16 protein-coding genes and 2 tRNA genes are annotated in these 18,198 nt (G+C 51.9%); 8 read left to right on the top strand and 10 right to left on the bottom strand.

Annotated elements, in window-relative coordinates; translation table 11 throughout:
- Positions 1–153: 153 nt before the first annotated feature.
- The 7 genes from AC0IM9_RS16580 to AC0IM9_RS16550 form a co-directional block, all read right to left on the bottom strand.
- A complete protein-coding gene (locus AC0IM9_RS16580; RefSeq protein WP_482804734.1) occupies positions 154–1,623 on the bottom strand; it encodes an ATP-binding protein in 1,470 nt (489 codons plus the stop codon).
- Complete coding sequence (locus tag AC0IM9_RS16575; RefSeq protein WP_482804733.1) at positions 1,620–2,993, bottom strand: restriction endonuclease subunit S; 1,374 nt, start codon at positions 2,991–2,993, stop codon at positions 1,620–1,622. Before AC0IM9_RS16575 ends, AC0IM9_RS16580 begins: the two co-directional genes overlap by 4 nt.
- The gene (rhuM, locus tag AC0IM9_RS16570; RefSeq protein ID WP_482804768.1) at positions 2,990–3,316 is read right to left on the bottom strand and encodes a RhuM family protein; all 327 of its coding nucleotides are present in this window, start codon (positions 3,314–3,316) and stop codon (positions 2,990–2,992) included. Before rhuM ends, AC0IM9_RS16575 begins: the two co-directional genes overlap by 4 nt.
- 5 nt (positions 3,317–3,321) lie before the next feature.
- Positions 3,322–5,490, bottom strand: a complete 2,169-nt coding sequence (locus tag AC0IM9_RS16565) for a type I restriction-modification system subunit M (RefSeq protein ID WP_482804732.1) — start codon at positions 5,488–5,490, stop codon at positions 3,322–3,324.
- 137 nt (positions 5,491–5,627) lie between these two features.
- Positions 5,628–5,703: transfer RNA gene (locus tag AC0IM9_RS16560), tRNA-Thr, on the bottom strand.
- 399 nt (positions 5,704–6,102) lie between these two features.
- Positions 6,103–6,393: an EexN family lipoprotein gene (locus AC0IM9_RS16555; protein WP_278210097.1), complete on the bottom strand. Its 291-nt coding sequence runs from the start codon at positions 6,391–6,393 to the stop codon at positions 6,103–6,105.
- Positions 6,394–6,599: 206 nt separating this feature from the next.
- A complete protein-coding gene (locus AC0IM9_RS16550; protein WP_482804731.1) occupies positions 6,600–7,001 on the bottom strand; it encodes a hypothetical protein in 402 nt (133 codons plus the stop codon).
- A gap of 256 nt (positions 7,002–7,257) precedes the next feature.
- On the opposite strand from AC0IM9_RS16550, the gene metG reads away from it, so the two are divergent.
- The 5 genes from metG to AC0IM9_RS16525 all read left to right on the top strand — a co-directional run bounded on the left by metG (position 7,258) and on the right by AC0IM9_RS16525 (position 12,646).
- Positions 7,258–9,306: a methionine--tRNA ligase gene (gene metG / locus AC0IM9_RS16545; RefSeq protein ID WP_482804730.1), complete on the top strand. Its 2,049-nt coding sequence runs from the start codon at positions 7,258–7,260 to the stop codon at positions 9,304–9,306.
- A gap of 10 nt (positions 9,307–9,316) precedes the next feature.
- Entirely contained in the window at positions 9,317–9,889 is a 573-nt protein-coding gene (gene rsxB, locus AC0IM9_RS16540; protein ID WP_482804729.1) for an electron transport complex subunit RsxB, read from the top strand.
- A gap of 183 nt (positions 9,890–10,072) precedes the next feature.
- A tRNA-Arg gene (locus AC0IM9_RS16535) sits at positions 10,073–10,149 on the top strand.
- A gap of 106 nt (positions 10,150–10,255) precedes the next feature.
- Positions 10,256–11,560 (top strand): DUF6538 domain-containing protein, encoded by a 1,305-nt coding sequence (locus tag AC0IM9_RS16530; RefSeq protein ID WP_482804728.1) that lies wholly within the window; start codon positions 10,256–10,258, stop codon positions 11,558–11,560.
- Positions 11,561–12,178: 618 nt separating this feature from the next.
- A complete protein-coding gene (locus AC0IM9_RS16525; protein WP_482804727.1) occupies positions 12,179–12,646 on the top strand; it encodes a hypothetical protein in 468 nt (155 codons plus the stop codon).
- A 160-nt stretch (positions 12,647–12,806) separates the two neighbouring features.
- Here AC0IM9_RS16525 and AC0IM9_RS16520 read toward each other — a convergent pair whose 3' ends face one another.
- The 3 genes from AC0IM9_RS16520 to AC0IM9_RS16510 are packed head-to-tail and all read right to left on the bottom strand — an operon-like array spanning position 12,807 to position 14,507.
- On the bottom strand, positions 12,807–13,658 hold the full coding sequence (locus tag AC0IM9_RS16520; protein WP_482804726.1) for a ParB/RepB/Spo0J family partition protein: 852 nt from the start codon (positions 13,656–13,658) through the stop codon (positions 12,807–12,809).
- A gap of 27 nt (positions 13,659–13,685) precedes the next feature.
- Entirely contained in the window at positions 13,686–13,856 is a 171-nt protein-coding gene (locus AC0IM9_RS16515) for a hypothetical protein (protein ID WP_310750823.1), read from the bottom strand.
- A 57-nt stretch (positions 13,857–13,913) separates the two neighbouring features.
- The gene (locus AC0IM9_RS16510) at positions 13,914–14,507 is read right to left on the bottom strand and encodes a recombinase family protein (RefSeq protein ID WP_482804725.1); all 594 of its coding nucleotides are present in this window, start codon (positions 14,505–14,507) and stop codon (positions 13,914–13,916) included.
- Positions 14,508–15,363: 856 nt separating this feature from the next.
- On the opposite strand from AC0IM9_RS16510, the gene AC0IM9_RS16505 reads away from it, so the two are divergent.
- The 3 genes from AC0IM9_RS16505 to AC0IM9_RS16495 all read left to right on the top strand — a co-directional run.
- The gene (locus AC0IM9_RS16505; protein WP_482804724.1) at positions 15,364–15,594 is read left to right on the top strand and encodes a hypothetical protein; all 231 of its coding nucleotides are present in this window, start codon (positions 15,364–15,366) and stop codon (positions 15,592–15,594) included.
- Positions 15,595–15,652: 58 nt separating this feature from the next.
- Positions 15,653–16,780 (top strand): sigma-54 interaction domain-containing protein, encoded by a 1,128-nt coding sequence (locus tag AC0IM9_RS16500; protein ID WP_482804723.1) that lies wholly within the window; start codon positions 15,653–15,655, stop codon positions 16,778–16,780.
- 598 nt (positions 16,781–17,378) lie between these two features.
- On the top strand, positions 17,379–18,198 hold an 820-nt coding region (locus AC0IM9_RS16495; RefSeq protein WP_482804722.1), incomplete at its 3' end, for a cysteine peptidase family C39 domain-containing protein.

The following is an 18,198-nucleotide window of genomic DNA, read 5'->3' as shown; positions in this document are numbered from 1 at the left end:
CCTGGTTGGTTACGGTGGCTTAATATCCGCTACGAAACGTGCCAGTCAAATAGCCGTCAAAAAGAACTCTATAAACTGTACTTATAAATCAGTTGGTTAGCATTGGTTGTTTGCTAAAATGTCTGTTTTAGTCAAATAACCATCAAATAAGAGCTAAGCCCAAAACGGCAGGTACTTGGCATGCCGCTTTCCTTGTTCTGGATCGAAAGGTTTAATCAATTCAGACAGCAGCGTTTCCTTGATGACTCGGGAAACCATCGCGCTGTTCTCAGGCTCAATGCCAAAACGCTCGCGAAGGCTGGCATTGGTCATTGGATCGCGTTGCACATAACGCAGGCAAGCATGTAAATAACAGGCGCGGATACGATCCTGACTATCCATGTGTTTGTATGCTTTGTGGGCAAATAGTACAACTCGCGTTGATTCTTCAGCCGTTTCGAAACTGGGAGCTGGCAATTGGTAAAGTTCGGTTTCGAACACCACTTTATCAACCCCGCTGCCGCGTTCCTCGCAAATACCGAACAATCGCATCAACGACGCCAAAGCCTCGTTCCGGGAGCGCGGCGGGCTATCCAAAAAACGTTCGGTTCTGACCAGCGGCAAACCGGGATTAGTAATTTCCATCCGATCGGAAAAAATTTCCACCATCGGCCCGGCTCCAGTAATCGAAAAATCCTGGTGGATTAAAGCATTGGCTACCAGTTCGCGTACCGCCAAACTTGGGTACATTGGCACGTCCCGTCGCAGCGCCTTGCCGATGACTTCATTATTCGGCAATAGCGCATTGACGTAATCGATCAAACCTTCGAATCCAGACGCATAGCCTTTGCGGCCTTCCTGCTCGCGTTGCTTGGGGCTATGCCGACCTTTGCCTTGGTAAGCAATCACCCGCATCGCCTTGCGCGACAAACCGCGAAATCGGTGTAAATCCTTGGCAAACAAGATTGCGCCCAAATTGGTAATGTCCCAGCCGCCTGCGACATTCCGCGCCAACAAAGCCACATCTTCAAGACGAGACAGTATGCCGGCTTGATCGGTAGGCAACGGTTGGTTTAACAAATCGAAGTAAGCAGGATAATCCAATAATGCCAACGCATCGGCCGCAGCCAAGTTTTCGGTGGCCTTCAACGCTTCGAAAGGCGTTTGGTCGAACACCCGCCATAACGAGCGTTCCAATTCGGGATAATCTTTCAACGGCTTTTTATAAGAACCCACCCGGATCAATTCCTTGCCGGAAAACTGAGTCGGCTTGCCGTTGGCGCGTGGAATTTCCAAAACTACAACCGCTTTGCCGTCAATGTCTACCGGCAAGAAGCGGAAATGCAAACGTGGGCTCAGCAAACGCAGCAACCAGCTTTCCAGCTCCTCACCGCCCTTGCGGGCTTTGCTTGGCGCAAAATCCGTACCGAGAATGGCGTGATCGTCATCGGCGATACCCCACAATAAATACGCATTGGCTTTGCCTTCCAGTGCCGCCGCATTGGACAACGCGGAAAGATATTCGCCTATCTCGTCGGGGTCGCTATTGTTGGCCTTGAATTCCAGCCAAGTCGTTTCATCCGGCAATTTACGCAATTCCTCGACCAGGCCGCGCAAATAGTGTTGATCCCGATCCAAAGTCATGCCGTTTCCTGTTTCGCTGAATAGGCTCGCACATCGATTTTGCCGGTCACGGTGGCGGTGATCAATGCGCTACGGTATTCCTGCAAGCGGGCGATTGCGGTTTCGACTTTTTCGACCAGCCGGTCGATTTTAGTGGTTTCGCGGTCAAGGTACATTGAGATGGCTGTTTGCTCGTCAGGCAACGGGATTGCAAGCATCAAATTATTGAGTGTATTGGTGGTCAATTGATTGATTGTGCTTGTCTTGAACAATCCTGACTGCGCTTTGAATATTTCTGAATTGAAAAAATAATAGAGGTAACGTCCCATTTTAGAACGAACAATAGACATAAATGCACCAAAAGTATGTCCAACATGCAGATGGGTTAAATAGGCACATTTCCCGACTAGATGCTCACTACCGTTCCGTGAGCAAATCAGAATATCCCCGTTCTTAACAAACTCTTTAGTTTTAATTTCCTTCAAGACATAAACATTGTCATGAAAGCTGAGTTTTCCGTTTTGAATGTTTGAAGCTCTAAGAACTAAAGTGCCTTCATTCTCATCGACGATATCTTCCGGTGAATAAGTAATTCCAATCATTACATTGGCTACGTATTTAACTTTTTTTACAGCCCAAATTTCCGGCACATTGCCTAACCATTCTGTGCCAGAATCTTTGAACTGTGTATGCGGTTCAAGGCCGAATTCCCGCGCGGCGTCGGCGGGCAGGCCGCGGGTGACGGTGCGGGAAATCAGCGCGCTGCGTTTTTCCTTGAGCAATTCCACCAGCTTGCGCTTTTTTGCCACCAGCGTATCAATTCGCCCGGTTTCCCGGTCCAGAAAATCGGCGATGGTGGTTTGTTCGGTTCTTGGAGGAACTGGTATCAAACCGTCTGCCAAATAACTCATTTCGATGGACTCTACCGTGGTGCCGGACTTGCACCACTGTTCCAACAACAGCTTTTGGTTACCCTCGATAAACCACCTTAGGTATTCTGCATCAAGACGCGCGCCCAATTTGAAGGCTCTCATATCCTGATTCAAAGTAACCGGTACGTCGTTTATGGCTACCGGTAACGAATGCCGGAGAATGCCGGAACGTACCACGATCAATACATGGCCGGGAGCAAGAATGCCGCTAGCGCATTGACTAGCTCCTTCTGAGGTTAGGTGATCTTGAGTATCCGTAATTCGGCCAATTTTCATATCCTTCGGTGAAACCCAAGGAATATTGCCGTCATCCCAGAATTGGTTTTCGGTTGTTAAAGGGGTGGAGCCTCCTTTCATAGATGCCAAATATCGCGCCTTTTTTACCTCCCAATCCACGGGCACCTCACCCAACCATGCTACGCCGCTGTCCTTGTATTGCGGATAAGCCGGGTATTTCATCGGCTTGCCTCCCGCAAGCCAACGTAGGATGGGCTAAATGCCAATGAAGCCCATCGTAAACGCCGGTTGATGGGCTTAACAGCCCATCCTACATGCAGCGTACCTCTTGGCGAGCGAACCCGGTAACCAATGGCCAGTATCATCGGCAGGCTGAATAGTTTGGTTTTGTAGTTCTTGCCGTCGGCGGCAGTTGTCAAGGATTCCTTGACAACTGAAGCTTCGACCAACTCGCCGTCTTTAAGAATGGCCTTGAGGTTGATTTTGGCTTGCCCATCGTCGGTTTGGTAAAGAATGACTTCGCCCTGTCCTTGGATTGGTTGCATATCCGTCACGCCGTCACCTCTCTTAGCAAATCAATAATCTCGCCTTCCAGCGCCTTGATTTCGGCTTCGATGGTTTCCAGCTCGCGCGGTGGCTCGTAGCGGTAGAAATGCCGATTCAGCGGGATTTCATAACCAATTTTGGTTTTGCTGTGGTCAATCCAGGCATCGGGAACATGCGGCAGCACTTCGCGCTTAAAATATTCGTCGATGCTTTCCTTGAGCGGGACGGTTTCGGTGTCGCGCAAGTCGGCATCCGGCTCCGGGTTACCTTGCTTGTCGGTGCAGATATTTGCCGTCGCTCCCGGCATCCTGCCTCCCGCGACACTGGCACTTCCCTGTGCGGCGTCGTCACGCTCGCTCAGTGCAGCCAACACGGCTTTGAGTTCCGGGGCAGACAGGCGCACGTCATGGGCGCGGTCGATGTCGCGCAGTGTCAGCAAAAATTGTTTGCGGTCTAAAAATAGGGTGTCGCCATGCTGTGCGGCAAAGGCGGCCAGTAGATCGCGGATTTGTTGTTGGCGGGCGCGACCGGCTTCGATTTCCTGCTGGCGGACGGTTTCGTTCTTTTTACTGCTACTGGCGAGGTTAATGAATGCGGTTTGCTGTTCCAGGCGGGCGATGCGCTCGGCGCTGGCTTGAAAATTGAGCCTAAGTGGGCGCTCGACGGTAATCTTGTGATAACCAAAGTCTTCGTTGTCGAACACTTTGCTAACTACAAGCTCTTTGTCTTTGCCATCGACGACAAAACGGCGCGTTTCTCCATTGGTGAAATTGGCATAAATGCGGGTAATTTCGCCGATATGGTCTGGGTCTTTGGCTTTGTCGCTGGGGTCGCCAATGCGGCGGCGTTTGTTGCCCAGGGATTTTTCCATCGGCACCCAGAAATTGCGGGCGTCGATCAATTGCACTTTGCCTTTGCGCCGCAGCTCCTTGCGGTTGCTGATGATCCAGATGTACGTGGAAATGCCGGTGTTGTAGAACAGCTGCTCCGGCAAGGCGACGATGGCTTCCAGCCAGTCGTTTTCGATAATCCAGCGACGGATTTCGCTTTCGCCGCTCCCCGCATCGCCGGTAAATAAAGGCGAACCATTAAACACAATGCCGATGCGGCTGCCACCCGCCGCGACTGGGCGCATTTTGGCAATCATGTGTTGCAGAAACAGGAATGCACCATCGTTGATGCGCGGCGTACCGGCTCCAAAGCGACCGGCAAAGCCCAAGGTATCGGCTTCTTGCTGGATGGTTTTCTGTTGCTGTTTCCATTCCACACCAAACGGCGGGTTGGCCAGCATGTAATCAAACGTCCATTTGTTGCCGTCGCTGTCGCGATCAAAGCCATCACGGGTGAAGGTGTCGCCGAGGATTATGTTGTCGGCGTCTTCGCCTTTGATCAGCATGTCCGACTTACAGACCGCCCAAGCCTCGTCGTTAAAATCCTGGCCGAATAGTTTTGGCTGCGCATCTGCATTGAGCTTGCGGATGTATTCCTCGGCTACCGATAGCATGCCGCCGGTGCCGCACGCCGGGTCGTAAATGGTTTTAACCACATGACTTTGCGCCAAGTCATGTTCAGGGTCCAACAATAAGTTAACCATCAATTTGATGACTTCACGCGGGGTGAAATGCTCTCCGGCTTCTTCGTTCGATTGCTCGGCACCGATACGGATGAGTTCTTCGAAGACATAACCCATCTGGACGTTATCGACCCGTTGCGGCGACAGGTCGATGGCGGCAAAGGCTTTGATAACTTCGAACAGGATGTTCTTTTCCGCCATGTGGGCGATTTGCTCGCTGAATTTGAACTTCTCCATGATGGCGCGCACATTCGGCGAAAAACCGTTGATGTAGCTATTTAGATTGGGCGCCAGATTGTTCGGATCGTTGAGCAGGGAATGATCGGCGTCTTTATCGAACTGCATCCGCGATAGGTTGTAGAAGCGGTGGCCGGTTAGCGATTGCAATCTAGCCTGGATGACGCGCTCGGGCTTGCCTTGTAGCTTTTGGGATTCGACAAATACGACATCCTTGCTGGGCGCCAGCAGGCAATCGAAGCGCCGCAATACAGTCAGCGGCAGAATCACTTTGCGGTATTCGTTGCGCTTGTAAGGGCCGCGCAGCAGGTTGCAAATGCTCCAAATAAAATTGGCCAGTTGGCTATGGGTTTCGCCGTTCATTTTTGTTAATCCGTGATCGATTGGCGGATGCCGTTGGCCTGGAAACCGATTCGACAATCCTTGCGTTTTCCGCCGCAAGCGCTTACGCAGGCTGAAGCCGGCAAAATAGGCTATTGAACGGGTATTGGCAAATCAAATGGTGCCGGCAATAGGAATCGAACCTACGACCTTCGCGTTACGAGTGCGCTGCTCTACCTGCTGAGCTATGCCGGCTTGTGGATGTTTGGGGCTGAGTCCCTCTGGAGGAGGAATGTCGTTGGAGGTTTTGATTGCCCCGCACTGCCGGACAATTTTAATCAAAATAGCGTCTATCCCGCAACGTAATGCACACTGAGTTGGCTGCTCGGGCTTGGCGCCGCTAAATTTTAGCGTGTTCAGCAAAGTCCCGAAGTCGCTGAACCGGTTGATTTCGTTCGCGGTTGGTCAGTCACGCCATGAGCGGAGGCAAACAGATGCTCTTAGACTTGTTGTTGTCGCAGGATTTAGTTGGAGTTTGCTTTCAGCGGCTGAGTAACTGACTGCATCGAAAAAAATCTCCAGCCTTTGGTCGCGGGTCGTCGCGTAGGGGAGGCACGAATTCGCGAGGCCTGGAAAGGCTGGAGGGAGAGCGTATTAGTTTCCGCCTTTGAAGGTGATTTCTAGCGCATGCAGCGCATTCGCGCAATTTTCACTGCTTTGATTGCTCGGGCTATCGTGGCAGGCTTGGTTTTGGGCTTTGGCTTCCTGGATATTAGCCACGTACCAAGCTACCGATTTTGCGTCTTTGCCCGACTCATTGGCAACGGTCACGTTCAGAGCAGCGGTTGACCCCAGCAGAACCACTGCGGCGGTTATCAGCATCACGTGTGTTTTTTTCATAAAGACTCCTTGGCTGTGTAGATTATCGGGAATGATTCCGCTCATGCGGACCTGCATGAGGTGGCGATAATCTAGCAAAGACGCCTAACGTTTAAAATGTGGCCTATTGCCGCGCGACAATATGTCTCTACCCTGCGTGATATCACGCACTTATGGAAAAATCGTGGGCTCTTTGACTTGGTTTTCGCGTTAGTTTTGGCGCGAAGGGGGTGAAGCGCAATAAGCTTGGTTATTGCGCTTTGCGCTGGGGCTTATTTGATTTTCAACAGCTCTTTGCCGTCGCTGGAGAAGTGGCAAATACCGGCAGCGAAGTAGGTGCACTCTTCGGATTGGTCGAGTTTGGCACCGTTGGGGGTAAGATGAACTTTGACGGTGCAGGAACGCGCTTCGCCTTCGATGTGCTTTTTCAACACCAATTCATTCTCGCCGGCCGCTTTGGCATCACCTGTAATCTGCGCCGAACAGGCGTGTTTGCCCACTTCATCCGGATTCGGTTCGAAATCCACATCGGCGGTCACGCTGTATTCGTTGCCCAGTTTGGTGATTTTCAAATGTTGAACATGATTGCCGTCGCGCAAGATGTAATGGTCGGTAGCAGCAAACGCAGAGCCCGACGCCAGTAGAGCGGCGGTCAAAATCAAACCTTTTTTCATGGTGTAACCTCATCTCTTTTTAAAATTATTCAAGCTGTGGCGCAATCGGACCGGTTCATGGGTCAGCAAACCGGCGCAACGCTTGAGCGGAAAGCCCTGGCGATTGTACCGCACGGTTTGGCATAACCAAAAGCTGGAAAACCCAGGCTGCGGCAGCCGATGCAGGAAACGCCGTCTGGCCGCGGGCGGGCATTCCATGAAACCCCCGGCGTTTTGTGCCATAATCCGCCCTCATTTTTTCCGGCCGATTTTCCCCATGTCCAAGCGAAAAATCTTAGTTACCAGCGCCCTGCCTTACGCTAACGGCCCGATCCATCTCGGCCATCTTGTGGAGTACATACAGACCGATATTTGGGTGCGCTTTCAAAAACAACGCGGCCACGACTGCTTTTATGTCTGTGCCGACGACACCCATGGCACGCCGATAATGCTTCGCGCCGACAAGGAAGGCATCACTCCGGAACAGCTGATCGCCGACGTCGAAAAACAACACCGCGCGGATTTCGCCGAATTCGGCGTCGCATTCGACCATTACCACAGCACTCATTCGCCGGAAAACCGGGAGTTTTCGGCCTTGATTTACCAGCGTCTGCGCGCCGGCGGCCATATTAGCCAACGCAGTATCACCCAGGCCTATGACCCGGTAAAAAACATGTTTCTGCCGGACCGTTTCATCAAGGGCGAATGCCCTAAATGCGGCGCGCCGGATCAATATGGCGACAGTTGCGAAGCCTGCGGCGCTACGTATTCGCCGACCGAGCTGAAAAACGCCGTTTCCGCCATTTCCGGCGAACGGCCGATCGAAAAAGAATCGGAACATTACTTCTTCGAATTGGGCCATTTCGAGCAAATGTTGCGGGAATGGACCACCGCCGGCCACTTACAGCCGGAAGTCGCCAACAAAATGGCGGAATGGCTGGAAAACGGCTTGCAACAATGGGATATTTCCCGCGACGCTCCGTATTTTGGGTTCGAGATACCCGATGCGCCCGGCAAATATTTTTACGTCTGGCTGGACGCGCCGATCGGTTACATGGCCAGCTTCAAGCATTTGTGCGACCGGCAGGGCTTGAACTTCGACAGCTTTTGGCAAAAGGACAGCGACGCCGAGCTTTACCATTTCATCGGCAAGGACATCATTTATTTTCATGCCTTGTTCTGGCCGGCGATGCTGACCGGCGCCGATTTCCGCACTCCGAGCGCTATCTTCGCCCACGGCTTCCTGACGGTTAACGGCGAAAAAATGTCGAAATCGCGCGGCACCTTCATCAAAGCTCGCACCTATTTGGACCATTTGAATCCTGAATATTTGCGTTATTACTTCGCCGCCAAACTCGGTGCCGGCGTCGACGACATCGATTTGAACTTCGACGATTTCTGTCTGCGCGTCAATTCCGACGTGGTCGGCAAGGTGGTCAATATCGCCAGCCGCTGCGCCGGTTTTATCCACAAGCGTTTCGATGGCGTGCTGTCCGACACCTGCGCCGAACCGGCTTTGTTCCAGCAATTCGTCGATGCCAACTCTGCGATTGCCGAGCTTTACGAGCGGCGCGAATTCGGTAAGGCGATGCGGGAAATCATGGCGCTGGCCGACAAAGCCAATCAGTACATAGACGAGAAGAAGCCTTGGGTGATCGCCAAGGAAGAAGGCAAAGACGCCGAGTTGCATGCCGCCTGCAGCATGGGCATCAACCTGTTCCGGATGTTGGTGGTTTATCTGCGGCCGGTGATTCCAACCTTGGCCGCCAACGCCGAGGGCTTTTTGAATATTCCGCCACAGGCCTGGCCGAACAAGGTCGAACCGTTGCTCGGCCACAAAATCAACGCCTTTACGCCGTTGATGACCCGGGTCGAGCCGGACAAAATCGCCGCCATTGTCGAGGCGTCCAAGGAAAACCTGGAAAAAACGCCACCGGCCAAAGCCAAGCCGGCAAAAGCCGAATCTTCCGCGCCGGCCGCCGGCATCGAGCCTATCGCCAGTCCGATTGAGATCGACGACTTCGCCAAAATCGATTTGCGCGTCGCTCGAATCGTCAAAGCCGAGTCGGTCGAAGGTGCTGAAAAACTGCTGCAACTGACCGTCGATTTGGGCAACGAAACCCGCAATATCTTCGCCGGCATCAAATCGGCTTACACGCCGGAACAACTGGAAGGCAAGCTCACCGTGGTTGTGGCCAACCTGGCGCCGCGCAAAATGCGTTTCGGCACCTCGGAAGGCATGGTGCTGGCGGCTGGTCCGGGCGGCAAGGATATCTTCGTGCTATCGCCGGATCAAGGCGCGCAACCGGGCATGCGGATTAAATAAAACCAAGCGCATGACGGCAATCGAAACCACGCTAGCCGACCGCATCGACGCCGTTCTGCCGCAAACCCAATGCGGCAAATGCGGCTACCCCGGTTGCCGGCCGTATGCGGAAGCCATCGGTAACGGCGAAGCCGATATCAATCAATGTCCGCCCGGCGGGGCCAAGGGCATCCAGCTGCTCGCCGACTTGCTTGGGGTTGACGTCAAGCCGTTGAATCCGGCATTTGGCATGGAACGCCCGCGGTTGGTAGCAGTGATTAACGAAGCCGAATGTATCGGCTGTACCAAATGCCTGCCGCCGTGTCCGACCGATGCCATCCTCGGCGCTAACAAGCATATGCACACCGTCATCACCGATTTATGTACCGGCTGCGAATTGTGCGTTGCTCCGTGTCCGATGAATTGCATCGCCATGGTTCCGGCTGCAAATCCCGAGTGGACGGCAGCAGATGCGGAACGTGCCCGCCTGCGCTATCAAGCCCACAACCGGCGTGTAGCCAGGCTGGAAGCAGAAAAAGCCGAACGTCAACTTCGGCAAAAACAGATGCTGGCAAAATTGAGATCGGCAAAAAATTCTGCGTAAGCGCAAGCGGTCCATGACTTTGCCGGCTTTTGCCCGTATAATTGCCGGCTGTAAACAAGGTCCCATAGCCGCTGCTAGATCGGGACTGGCCCGCCGGAAACGACAGTCAGCCGGTTTAGGGTTATAGAGAACGTTCAAGACCGTTTGCCAAAGTGACTGTAACGTTAGACCGCAAATCACATTGCGCCCGTAGCTCAGCTGGATAGAGCGCAGCCCTCCGGAGGCTGAGGCCAGAGGTTCGAATCCTCTCGGGCGCGCCATTTTATCAGTCTAACCCACTGATATTCCTGATTTTTCAGTAGCTTGCTAGGCAACTAGGTGTCACAAAAGGTGACACAAGGTCGGCATCTGGCTATGCTTGTTCGCATGAAATACCTTCATCAAAAGCACCCCAACGGCGTCTATTATTTCCGTAAGCGTGTCCCTGGTGACTTAGTCGAGAGGGTTGGTAAACGCTTGTGGATGCAGAGCCTAAAGACGAGCGACTTAATAAAGGCGCAGCTTGCCGCTAAACGCTTGGACCGCGATCTCGAAGCAACGTGGGCTAAACTCCGCCTGCCTCCAGAAAGCCCCATCGTTGAGGCTCAGCGCATCTTTGATGCCTTAACAACACCCGAAGAAAACGCCGGTTTGGCTTTCGATTACATCGATCACCTAGCTGAAAAGCAGCCGCTTGCTTTAGTGGCTGAGTACGAAGGCTCCGCCCGAATGTTAGATGCTCCCACGGCTAACTTGACCCACACTGAGAAGAAAGTACTCGACCTTATAGCTGGTAGGCCGATCACTCTAACGGATGCCGTAACGTATTACATCGAAGTCAGCGGTAAGCGTGACGACCGGAAGTTTACGCAGTCGGTGCAGCAGGCCTTAACGTTCTTCGTTGATTACCTCGGTGATAGGCCGCTCGACCAATATAAGCGCCGTGAGATTGAGGAGCGATTGGTTAGCGGTGTTCAATCAGAGGGGCTGAAGACGGCGACTGTATCCCGGCGCCTATCCTCCATAAAGTCAGCGGTAAATAAGGCGATCCTCAATTTCGAGTACTCATTTAAAAATCCATTCGAAAAGCACACCATCCCAGGTCTCAGAGATGATGAAGATTCCCGTACCAGCCTCACCCCAGAACAGCAGGCCGCCTTACTCGCCTTGCTTGGCAAGTCGGAAAACAGCGATACATTGAATGGTCTCCGCATCCTGTTCGATACGGGGATGCGTGTTTCCGAGTGCGTGGGCTTGCGGGTTGAGGATATACACCTAGAAGCCGATATTCCCTACATTAAATTACATCGTAACCCTTTGCGAAGGCTGAAGACCAAACAAAGCCAACGCTTAATTCCCTTGATTGGTTACGCCTTGGTAGGCATTAAACGTCAGCTTGAACTTAGTCAAGGCGGCGAGTGGCTGTTTCCCAAGTATGTCGATCTGAAGCGCGAAGAGGTTAAAAACGATGGTGCCTCCAATGCCATGAATGGGCGCTTGAAGTCACTCGGGTTTACTTGTCATTGCTTGCGGCATAACTTAAAGGATCGTCTTCGTCTTGCGGACGTTTCAATGGATCACATACGCGAGCTTCAGGGCTGGAGCCGGGGGGATCAGGCCAGCCGGTACGGTGAAATGACGCTCCTCGGGGTGCTACAAGACAAGCTAAAGAGGATCGAAATTTTAAGCTGATTCCTGGGGTTGGGGGTGTTCGCTTGATAGTTCCCACAAATGGGATAAGTCATTGAAAAACAAGGATAATAATTGACGAATCCGCCTTAAATCGCTTAGTCTGTTATCTCACTTTAACAACTAGCCGGGGGACCTATGAGGTGGTATTTTTCTATAGAAGTTGAGCCAAGATCGTTAATCATTGGCCGCCATGATTTTTACCTTGTTGTGCACACGGAAGGTGTCAGCCTGCCCTTTCAAATAGAACGGGGGCGGCCCGGTGAGGTCAGCTTCCATTGGTGCAGGTATACGCTTCATTACTGCAACAACGCGGTTTTCAACGCTAGACAAAGGGCGCCGGAAAGCGGCGCATAGTCTGTAACCTTCAGGGCTGTTCGCTGTCGTTCGTTCAGGTTCAGCCCTGCCTTGGGTAGTCTACCGGCCTCCTCGGGCTTCCTGATGTATTCTCAACTACGCCTGACTATGGGACCCGCTGCGTGTGGTGTCGACGGTCCCCGCATGGGGGGCTTTGCGGTTTCGTCGGTATTCAGAAGACCACACGGAAATTTGCAGTAAAAAGCATTGGGTATTAGGGGCGTTGGTTGGCTATACTTTCTAACGTATTAGATGGGGTGGCATATGTTGGAAAAGGAAGATATAGAAGGTTTAAGACGGGCACGGGCGCAGTTAAGCGACTCTCTTTACCATGCTACAGCACAGCGATTGACGACCTTTCGCCATGTTTCTTGGGGTGTCCTCGCTGGGGTGTTCCTTACTGCTGCGGTGATGGATGCGCCAGAGAAGATGGTGCCGCGTTTGATCGGTGGCTTTGCCTTGTTCCTGTTTGTAGCTTATAAGCTTTATGCACGTTCGGAATATAAAAGCAATTGGCTACAGGCTGAGCGGCTTTGCCCGCATAAGGTGCTTTATCCTGAGTCTTACGTGGAATTGCCCCCGGCGTCGCGCCCAAGCTTATCAACAGTTACTGAAAAGCCAGAGAGTGGCCCACGCTCCAAAAATGGGGGCTGTCTATTTGAAATTGTTGTTGGCCTGATATTGCTGTACGGGGTTTATCTGGCGATTTATTCATTCGCACACCACAAATAAAACCCACAGATACCTGAAGGCAGGTAAACTGCGGGATTGGGGCTATTCTGTTAAGTGTGTTCGGCTATGCAATTTGCACCTCTAATGGATTGCACACCTGGATACCCGTAAGGAATTGAGCCTTCCAGGTGTGTTTCATTAGCTAACTACCTTCAATCATTCAGAAGTCATCATTGTAATCGCTGATAGTATCGTCTTCGGTATCGTCTTCGGTATTGTCTTCCTCCTCGTCACGCTCGGGGAACTCCCATACCTCCAAGATGTACTTAACGACTGGGTCACTGTATAGCTCTATGCCCCGAGCGAATACCGCGGGACTCTCGTGAGGTTTTTCACCGAAAAGCTTATGGAGTTTATCAGCGACTTTTTGTGCTTCGACTTCCAGCCAATCAGGCGAGCGCTCAGTGTTTACAGGTTTTCCCTCAAGTAGCTTGTTGGCTTCGTGGTGCGTCTCCGGTATCGGCTCACCGGGGAACATTTCCTTAAATCGTCTTAGTGTGCTCCGCATGTAGCCTACTGTTCGATCACTCACCCCGGTGTTGGCGCTAACCTCTTCCTTTGATAGCTTCGGCATGGTTACTGTTAGTCTCCAAGCGGCGCTTGTTCGGTCCTTGGCTGTCATGTCTAACTTGTTCCGTGTGTTAGTCCGTAGCGCGATCAATAGTGCTTCCTCTACTGACCCTGTGTGGACTGTAACCGGGATTTTAGTAGTAACCCCGGCGGCGCAGTAGGCTTGTAGCCTGTGGTGTCCATCAATACAAACATAGCCGCGACCGTCCCACATGACCGCAATCTTGGTTAGACGTTTGTTAGGCGCGCCCATTGTAAGCACTTGTTTAAGCTGAGCGATATGTGACCGGCTCGAATAATTTAAAGCTATTCGGTACTGAAACACGTCTTCACGGGTTTCGATGCTGTCCAAAGGTAACGATGTAGGTGCTTTCTCGGGACGGGACTTCCCGTTTTGAATGTCTGCCTTAAGCTTGGCGATTGCGGCTTGATGTGTGTTCATCTGCTTCAGTGGCTTCAATTGGTCCAACTATCGGGCTTGGTTGCCGGCCTTGTGCTGCTCCAGTATCAAGGTAAGGCACTGATTGTTGTTCAGGTGTACCCGGTGGGTCCTTTCGTATTCCCGCTGGAAGTCCTTCAGGTAATCGAAGGCGGCAAGCGGTAGCGCAAAGGCTCGATAAATTTTAGGTTGCTGGCTCATTCTGCATTTCCATGTAACATATTGAAAAAAAGGTATTCTACTGCTAGAGGAGCCGTTTCAAGTCTTTGTTTCTGTGGTTGCTGCCTTCATCATTCGTTGCAGCGTGGATAGCGAAATATCCAGCGCCTTGGCTGTGTTTCTCCAGGATGAACCGGACGCGAGTAACTCCTTGGCTCTGGCTTTTAGTTCGGCATTATCCACCTTCACAGGGCGCCCCAGCTTAGCGCCGTCTGCTTTCTTCTGAGCCAGTTTCGCCTTGGTGCGCTCGCTGATAATTTGCCGCTCGAACTCAGAGATGGCGGCGAGCATGTTGAGTGTGAGGTTGGCTTGCGCGGAGTTATCCAGTGTACCCAAGCCGAGTACAACAAGGACCACGCCGCGATCAATCAAGGCCCTAACGGTCGCGATCACGTCCAGTATATCCCGTCCCAGGCGATCAAGCTTAGTGACTACCAGCGTATCCCCTGCGCTGAGCCTATCGTTTAACCGCTGGAATTGCTCCCGTTGCAGAGCTGGGACTTTGCCGCTCACGCCTTGTTCCGTAAAGACGCGATCCGGTTCTACCGTGTAGCCGGCTCCGGCGATCTGGGTTAATTGTTGCTCGGTGGTCTGGTCCTTAGTTGATACCCTGAGATAAGCAAAGGTCGGCATAGTGGGTGCTCCCGTTATGTACTGAAAACGGGGTGGATTATCTCGGTACGGTGTATCTGTGTCAATACCCCATTAATGAACACGGTTTGAGTGTACCGATCCACGTAGTCAAAAACGAACGTTAAAGAATACGCTTGGTGCGGCTTGCTGCTGGTGAAGGTATCTCCATCGGGCGCGCTTGGCGCTTTATCTCGATTTGGTGTGCCGTTATCGAGCCTTTCGATCTTGGGTGGGACCGCGGGCGGGGCTATGGGGGGCTTTCTGCGATCCTCGATATTCAGAAGACCGCGCGGAAATTTACGATACTTTCGGCTGTTGCCTCTTTAGTTTAAAGGTAACACAACGGTATACACATAGCGCGTTGACTTACTGGCTGGTATGTTTAAAATACCTTTATCTTTCAATCGCCTAGCTTGAATAGAAATCATTATGTCGTGCTTCTCGGGCGCGCCATTTTGACATCTTCCCCCCAAACCGCATTTTTGGCTCTGTGCCCTGGATGTGCCTTAACTGTGCCACACATTTAAAGTCCATTACGCGCATTGACGCTAAACGACCTTCGCCCTCAAATCGGTAGAAATTTAAAATTTTGAATATTCAGCCCGATAAGACATGAGGCATCAATTCGAAAATTCATCTCGAATAAACTAGATATTCCCCAAGCTGAGGATACCCACCAAAATCCCATTTTCTAATGAAACCGCATCAATCAGATCAATCCGTTCGACTTTGGCAATAACTGCTGCTGGGGTGATGTGGCAACAGCTATCGTGCATTCATTGTTTCGATCTAGACAGTATTTAAGCATTACATGTATTTTGATCAATGAAGGTTTTTTACTGAGAGACACAGCTATATGAAGCTTTTAGTAGAAATGGATATTCTCGACTCGATTTTCGGCTGTCGTAAGCGCGACGATAAGGCTGTGGCGGTTTTGGAACGAAATGTGCTGTGTTCAATGGGATTTTCGAATATGTATCGAAGCACAGTGGCCGCGCGAAGCGGCGGATTTGTTTCACAATTCTTATCCGAATCAAATATTTTGGGCTTTGCGGATTCCAGCGTAAACAATAAGCAAAACTACTAATCGTGTCGCGATCGCGCTCCGCATAGATCAGACATTTGCCACAGTCACAAGGGTCAATATGGACAGAGTTTTCAAACGAGAATATGCAGGGTTTCATCACTTAGAACCTTCGGGGCCAGTATTGGCTTTCGACGACCTGCAAACCCGTTCCTTATCCAACTCAATGCAGGCTACCGCATTGGTATTCGAAGATCCCGCCTCACGTCGCTTGTTAGAACAGATTGAACGAATTGCGCCCAGTGACGCTACCGTCTTGATTATTGGCGAGACCGGTACCGGTAAGGAATTGATAGCACGGCACATTCACGCATTGAGCAAGCGTAGCCAGCAAAAATTTGGGGCTTTGAATTGTGCCGCCTTGAGCGAAAGTCTGATCGAAAGCGAATTGTTTGGGCACGAAAAGGGGGCGTTTACTGGTGCAGTCAGCAGCAAAGACGGTTGGTTTGAGATTGCCGATAAAGGCAGTCTGTTCCTAGATGAGGTGGGCGACTTGCCATTAGGTTTACAGGCCAAATTGCTGAGAGTCTTGCAGGAGCGCGAAGTGGTCCGAATCGGTTCCCGACAAGTACGGCAGGTTGATGTGCGAATCATAGCCGCAACCAACGTCAACTTGGAAGATGCTGTCGCGGCCCAGCATTTTAGGGCGGATTTATATTACCGGTTCAATGTTGCTACTTTGCATTTGGCACCGCTACGGGAACGTCCTGGAGATATTTTGCCGTTGGCCCGCCATTTTCTCAAAGTGTATGGAGAGCGTCTGGGGCACGATGAAATAAAGCTACTACCAGGCACTGAACTGACACTGCTGAACTATGATTGGCCGGGTAATATCCGAGAATTGGAGAATGCAATACATAGGGCACTGTTAGTTTGCCCTGGCAATCGATTGCGCCCGGAAGATTTTAAGTTATCGGGCGTCAGATCAATTGAGAGTTTGCCAGCGGTATCAACAAGTTCATTAGAAGTAGCTTTGCAGCGCTTGTGCGAACGTGCGCCACCGAAGTTATATGAGATTATCGAGGAATCGATCATCCGTATTGCATTTGAGTTTTGCGAGCGCAACCAAGTTCAGACCGCCAAATTACTAGATATCAGCAGGAATGTATTGCGGCATAAACTGGAGAATTACGGCATGCTGCAAAATCTTGCCAAACGTAGTTCTTTGGTAAAGTTGGATAGACGGTGAAGCAACTATTTATTGTCAACACTGATTAGGCTATACGCTAACAGTAGTCAAAGATTTATTGAAAAGTGATTTCCATAGGGGAGTACCACAGCAGTGTAAGAGAAACTCGACTACGAACAATTCAAAACAGAAGATTCGGCACAACTGGCGCGTTCGACTTTTTGGCTTTCGACATGTATTGGCCACCTAATCAAATGCATCATCATTGCGATTTACTCGAAACGGGCAATGACTTTTGCCGGTTCAAGCAACGGAAAAGGCTTGAGATATCCGATAACCTTCAGTTCTCGTACCAGATGAAGTCACACGCAATATCTTCCGATCACCCATCCCAGGTGGCGTATTTTGTTGTTCAAAGCGTCAAATTTGTTGCCGCCAAACCGCTTTCGCTGGACAAACACCGTATCGCAAGCTAGATTTGCCCGGTCTCTTAGCCGATCGCGTTTGCCGTTAGCAGCGAGAATCGAATTTACTAAATCATACTCCTATGCGCCATTTGCCAAGGATGCCCGTGCTTGACTCGCGATTTCCCCGCTTAAACGGTGGGTTGACATTGTTTTCACTCTCAAGTCTTTTTAGCTTCGAACAGCTGTTCTAAATGAACTCCACCGCCCCATCCTCCGCCGACCTGGATACCGGTCTGGCCGCGTTGTTGATGATGGCCGCCTTCCACGGCGTGGCCGCCGACGAAGCCGCCTTGCGCCACGAGTTCGGGCCGGCGTTGGTGCCGGATCGCGAAGGGCGCTGTCGCTTCGATAACCGAGCACTGCAGCTGGCCGCGCAACGCTTGGGCTTGACCGCCAAGCCGCGCCGGCAGGATCCGAAACGTTTGGCGTTAGCGCCGTTGCCGGCGATCGCGTTGGGCAAGGACGGCCGTTATTTCATCCTGGCCAAATACGATGCCGGGCCGCCCGCACCTGCCGGCCCCGACCAAGGCGGGCCGCCCACCCATGGCGGCTTGCCCAACCCCGCCGGCAAAGTCTTGATCCAGCGCCCCGGCGAGCCGCCGGCGGTGATGACCCTGGCCGAACTGCTGGCGAGTTGGACCGGCGAATTGTTGTTTTTCACATCCAAGGCCAGCTATGCCGGCGAGGCGGCCCAGTTCGACTTTACCTGGTTCATTCCCGCCTTGATCAAGTACCGCAAACTGTTCGGCGAAGTCTTGTTGATTTCGCTGGTGTTGCAGCTGATCGGCCTGGTCACGCCGTTGTTTTTTCAGGTGGTGATGGACAAGGTGCTGGTCAACCACGCGATGAAGACCTTGAATGTGATCGCGATCGGCCTGATCGGGGCGATGCTGTTCGAAGCCGCCTTGTCCGGTATCCGCACTTGGGTGTTCGCTCATACCAGCAGCAAGATCGACGTGGAGTTGGGCGCCCGCTTGTTCAAGCATTTGTTGGCCTTGCCCACCGCCTATT

The organism is Methylomonas sp. Uni0011 (assembly GCF_056850255.1).
Note: the sequence above shows the minus strand (reverse complement) of the source record. Positions and strands in the feature narration are given on the sequence as shown.

Bases quoted from the DNA above. Each gene is read 5' to 3' on its own strand.
- AC0IM9_RS16500 (WP_482804723.1), top strand. From the start codon at position 15,653: ATGGACAGAGTTTTCAAACGAGAATATGCAGGGTTTCATCACTTAGAA.
- rsxB (WP_482804729.1), top strand. From the start codon at position 9,317: ATGACGGCAATCGAAACCACGCTAGCCGACCGCATCGACGCCGTTCTG.
- AC0IM9_RS16525 (WP_482804727.1), top strand. From the start codon at position 12,179: ATGTTGGAAAAGGAAGATATAGAAGGTTTAAGACGGGCACGGGCGCAG.
- rhuM (WP_482804768.1), bottom strand. From the start codon at position 3,316: ATGCAACCAATCCAAGGACAGGGCGAAGTCATTCTTTACCAAACCGAC.
- AC0IM9_RS16505 (WP_482804724.1), top strand. From the start codon at position 15,364: ATGAAGCTTTTAGTAGAAATGGATATTCTCGACTCGATTTTCGGCTGT.
- AC0IM9_RS16515 (WP_310750823.1), bottom strand. From the start codon at position 13,856: ATGAGCCAGCAACCTAAAATTTATCGAGCCTTTGCGCTACCGCTTGCC.
- AC0IM9_RS16530 (WP_482804728.1), top strand. From the start codon at position 10,256: ATGAAATACCTTCATCAAAAGCACCCCAACGGCGTCTATTATTTCCGT.
- metG (WP_482804730.1), top strand. From the start codon at position 7,258: ATGTCCAAGCGAAAAATCTTAGTTACCAGCGCCCTGCCTTACGCTAAC.
- AC0IM9_RS16580 (WP_482804734.1), bottom strand. From the start codon at position 1,623: ATGACTTTGGATCGGGATCAACACTATTTGCGCGGCCTGGTCGAGGAA.
- AC0IM9_RS16520 (WP_482804726.1), bottom strand. From the start codon at position 13,658: ATGAACACACATCAAGCCGCAATCGCCAAGCTTAAGGCAGACATTCAA.
- AC0IM9_RS16555 (WP_278210097.1), bottom strand. From the start codon at position 6,393: ATGAGCGGAATCATTCCCGATAATCTACACAGCCAAGGAGTCTTTATG.
- AC0IM9_RS16550 (WP_482804731.1), bottom strand. From the start codon at position 7,001: ATGAAAAAAGGTTTGATTTTGACCGCCGCTCTACTGGCGTCGGGCTCT.
- AC0IM9_RS16575 (WP_482804733.1), bottom strand. From the start codon at position 2,993: ATGAAATACCCGGCTTATCCGCAATACAAGGACAGCGGCGTAGCATGG.
- AC0IM9_RS16565 (WP_482804732.1), bottom strand. From the start codon at position 5,490: ATGAACGGCGAAACCCATAGCCAACTGGCCAATTTTATTTGGAGCATT.
- AC0IM9_RS16510 (WP_482804725.1), bottom strand. From the start codon at position 14,507: ATGCCGACCTTTGCTTATCTCAGGGTATCAACTAAGGACCAGACCACC.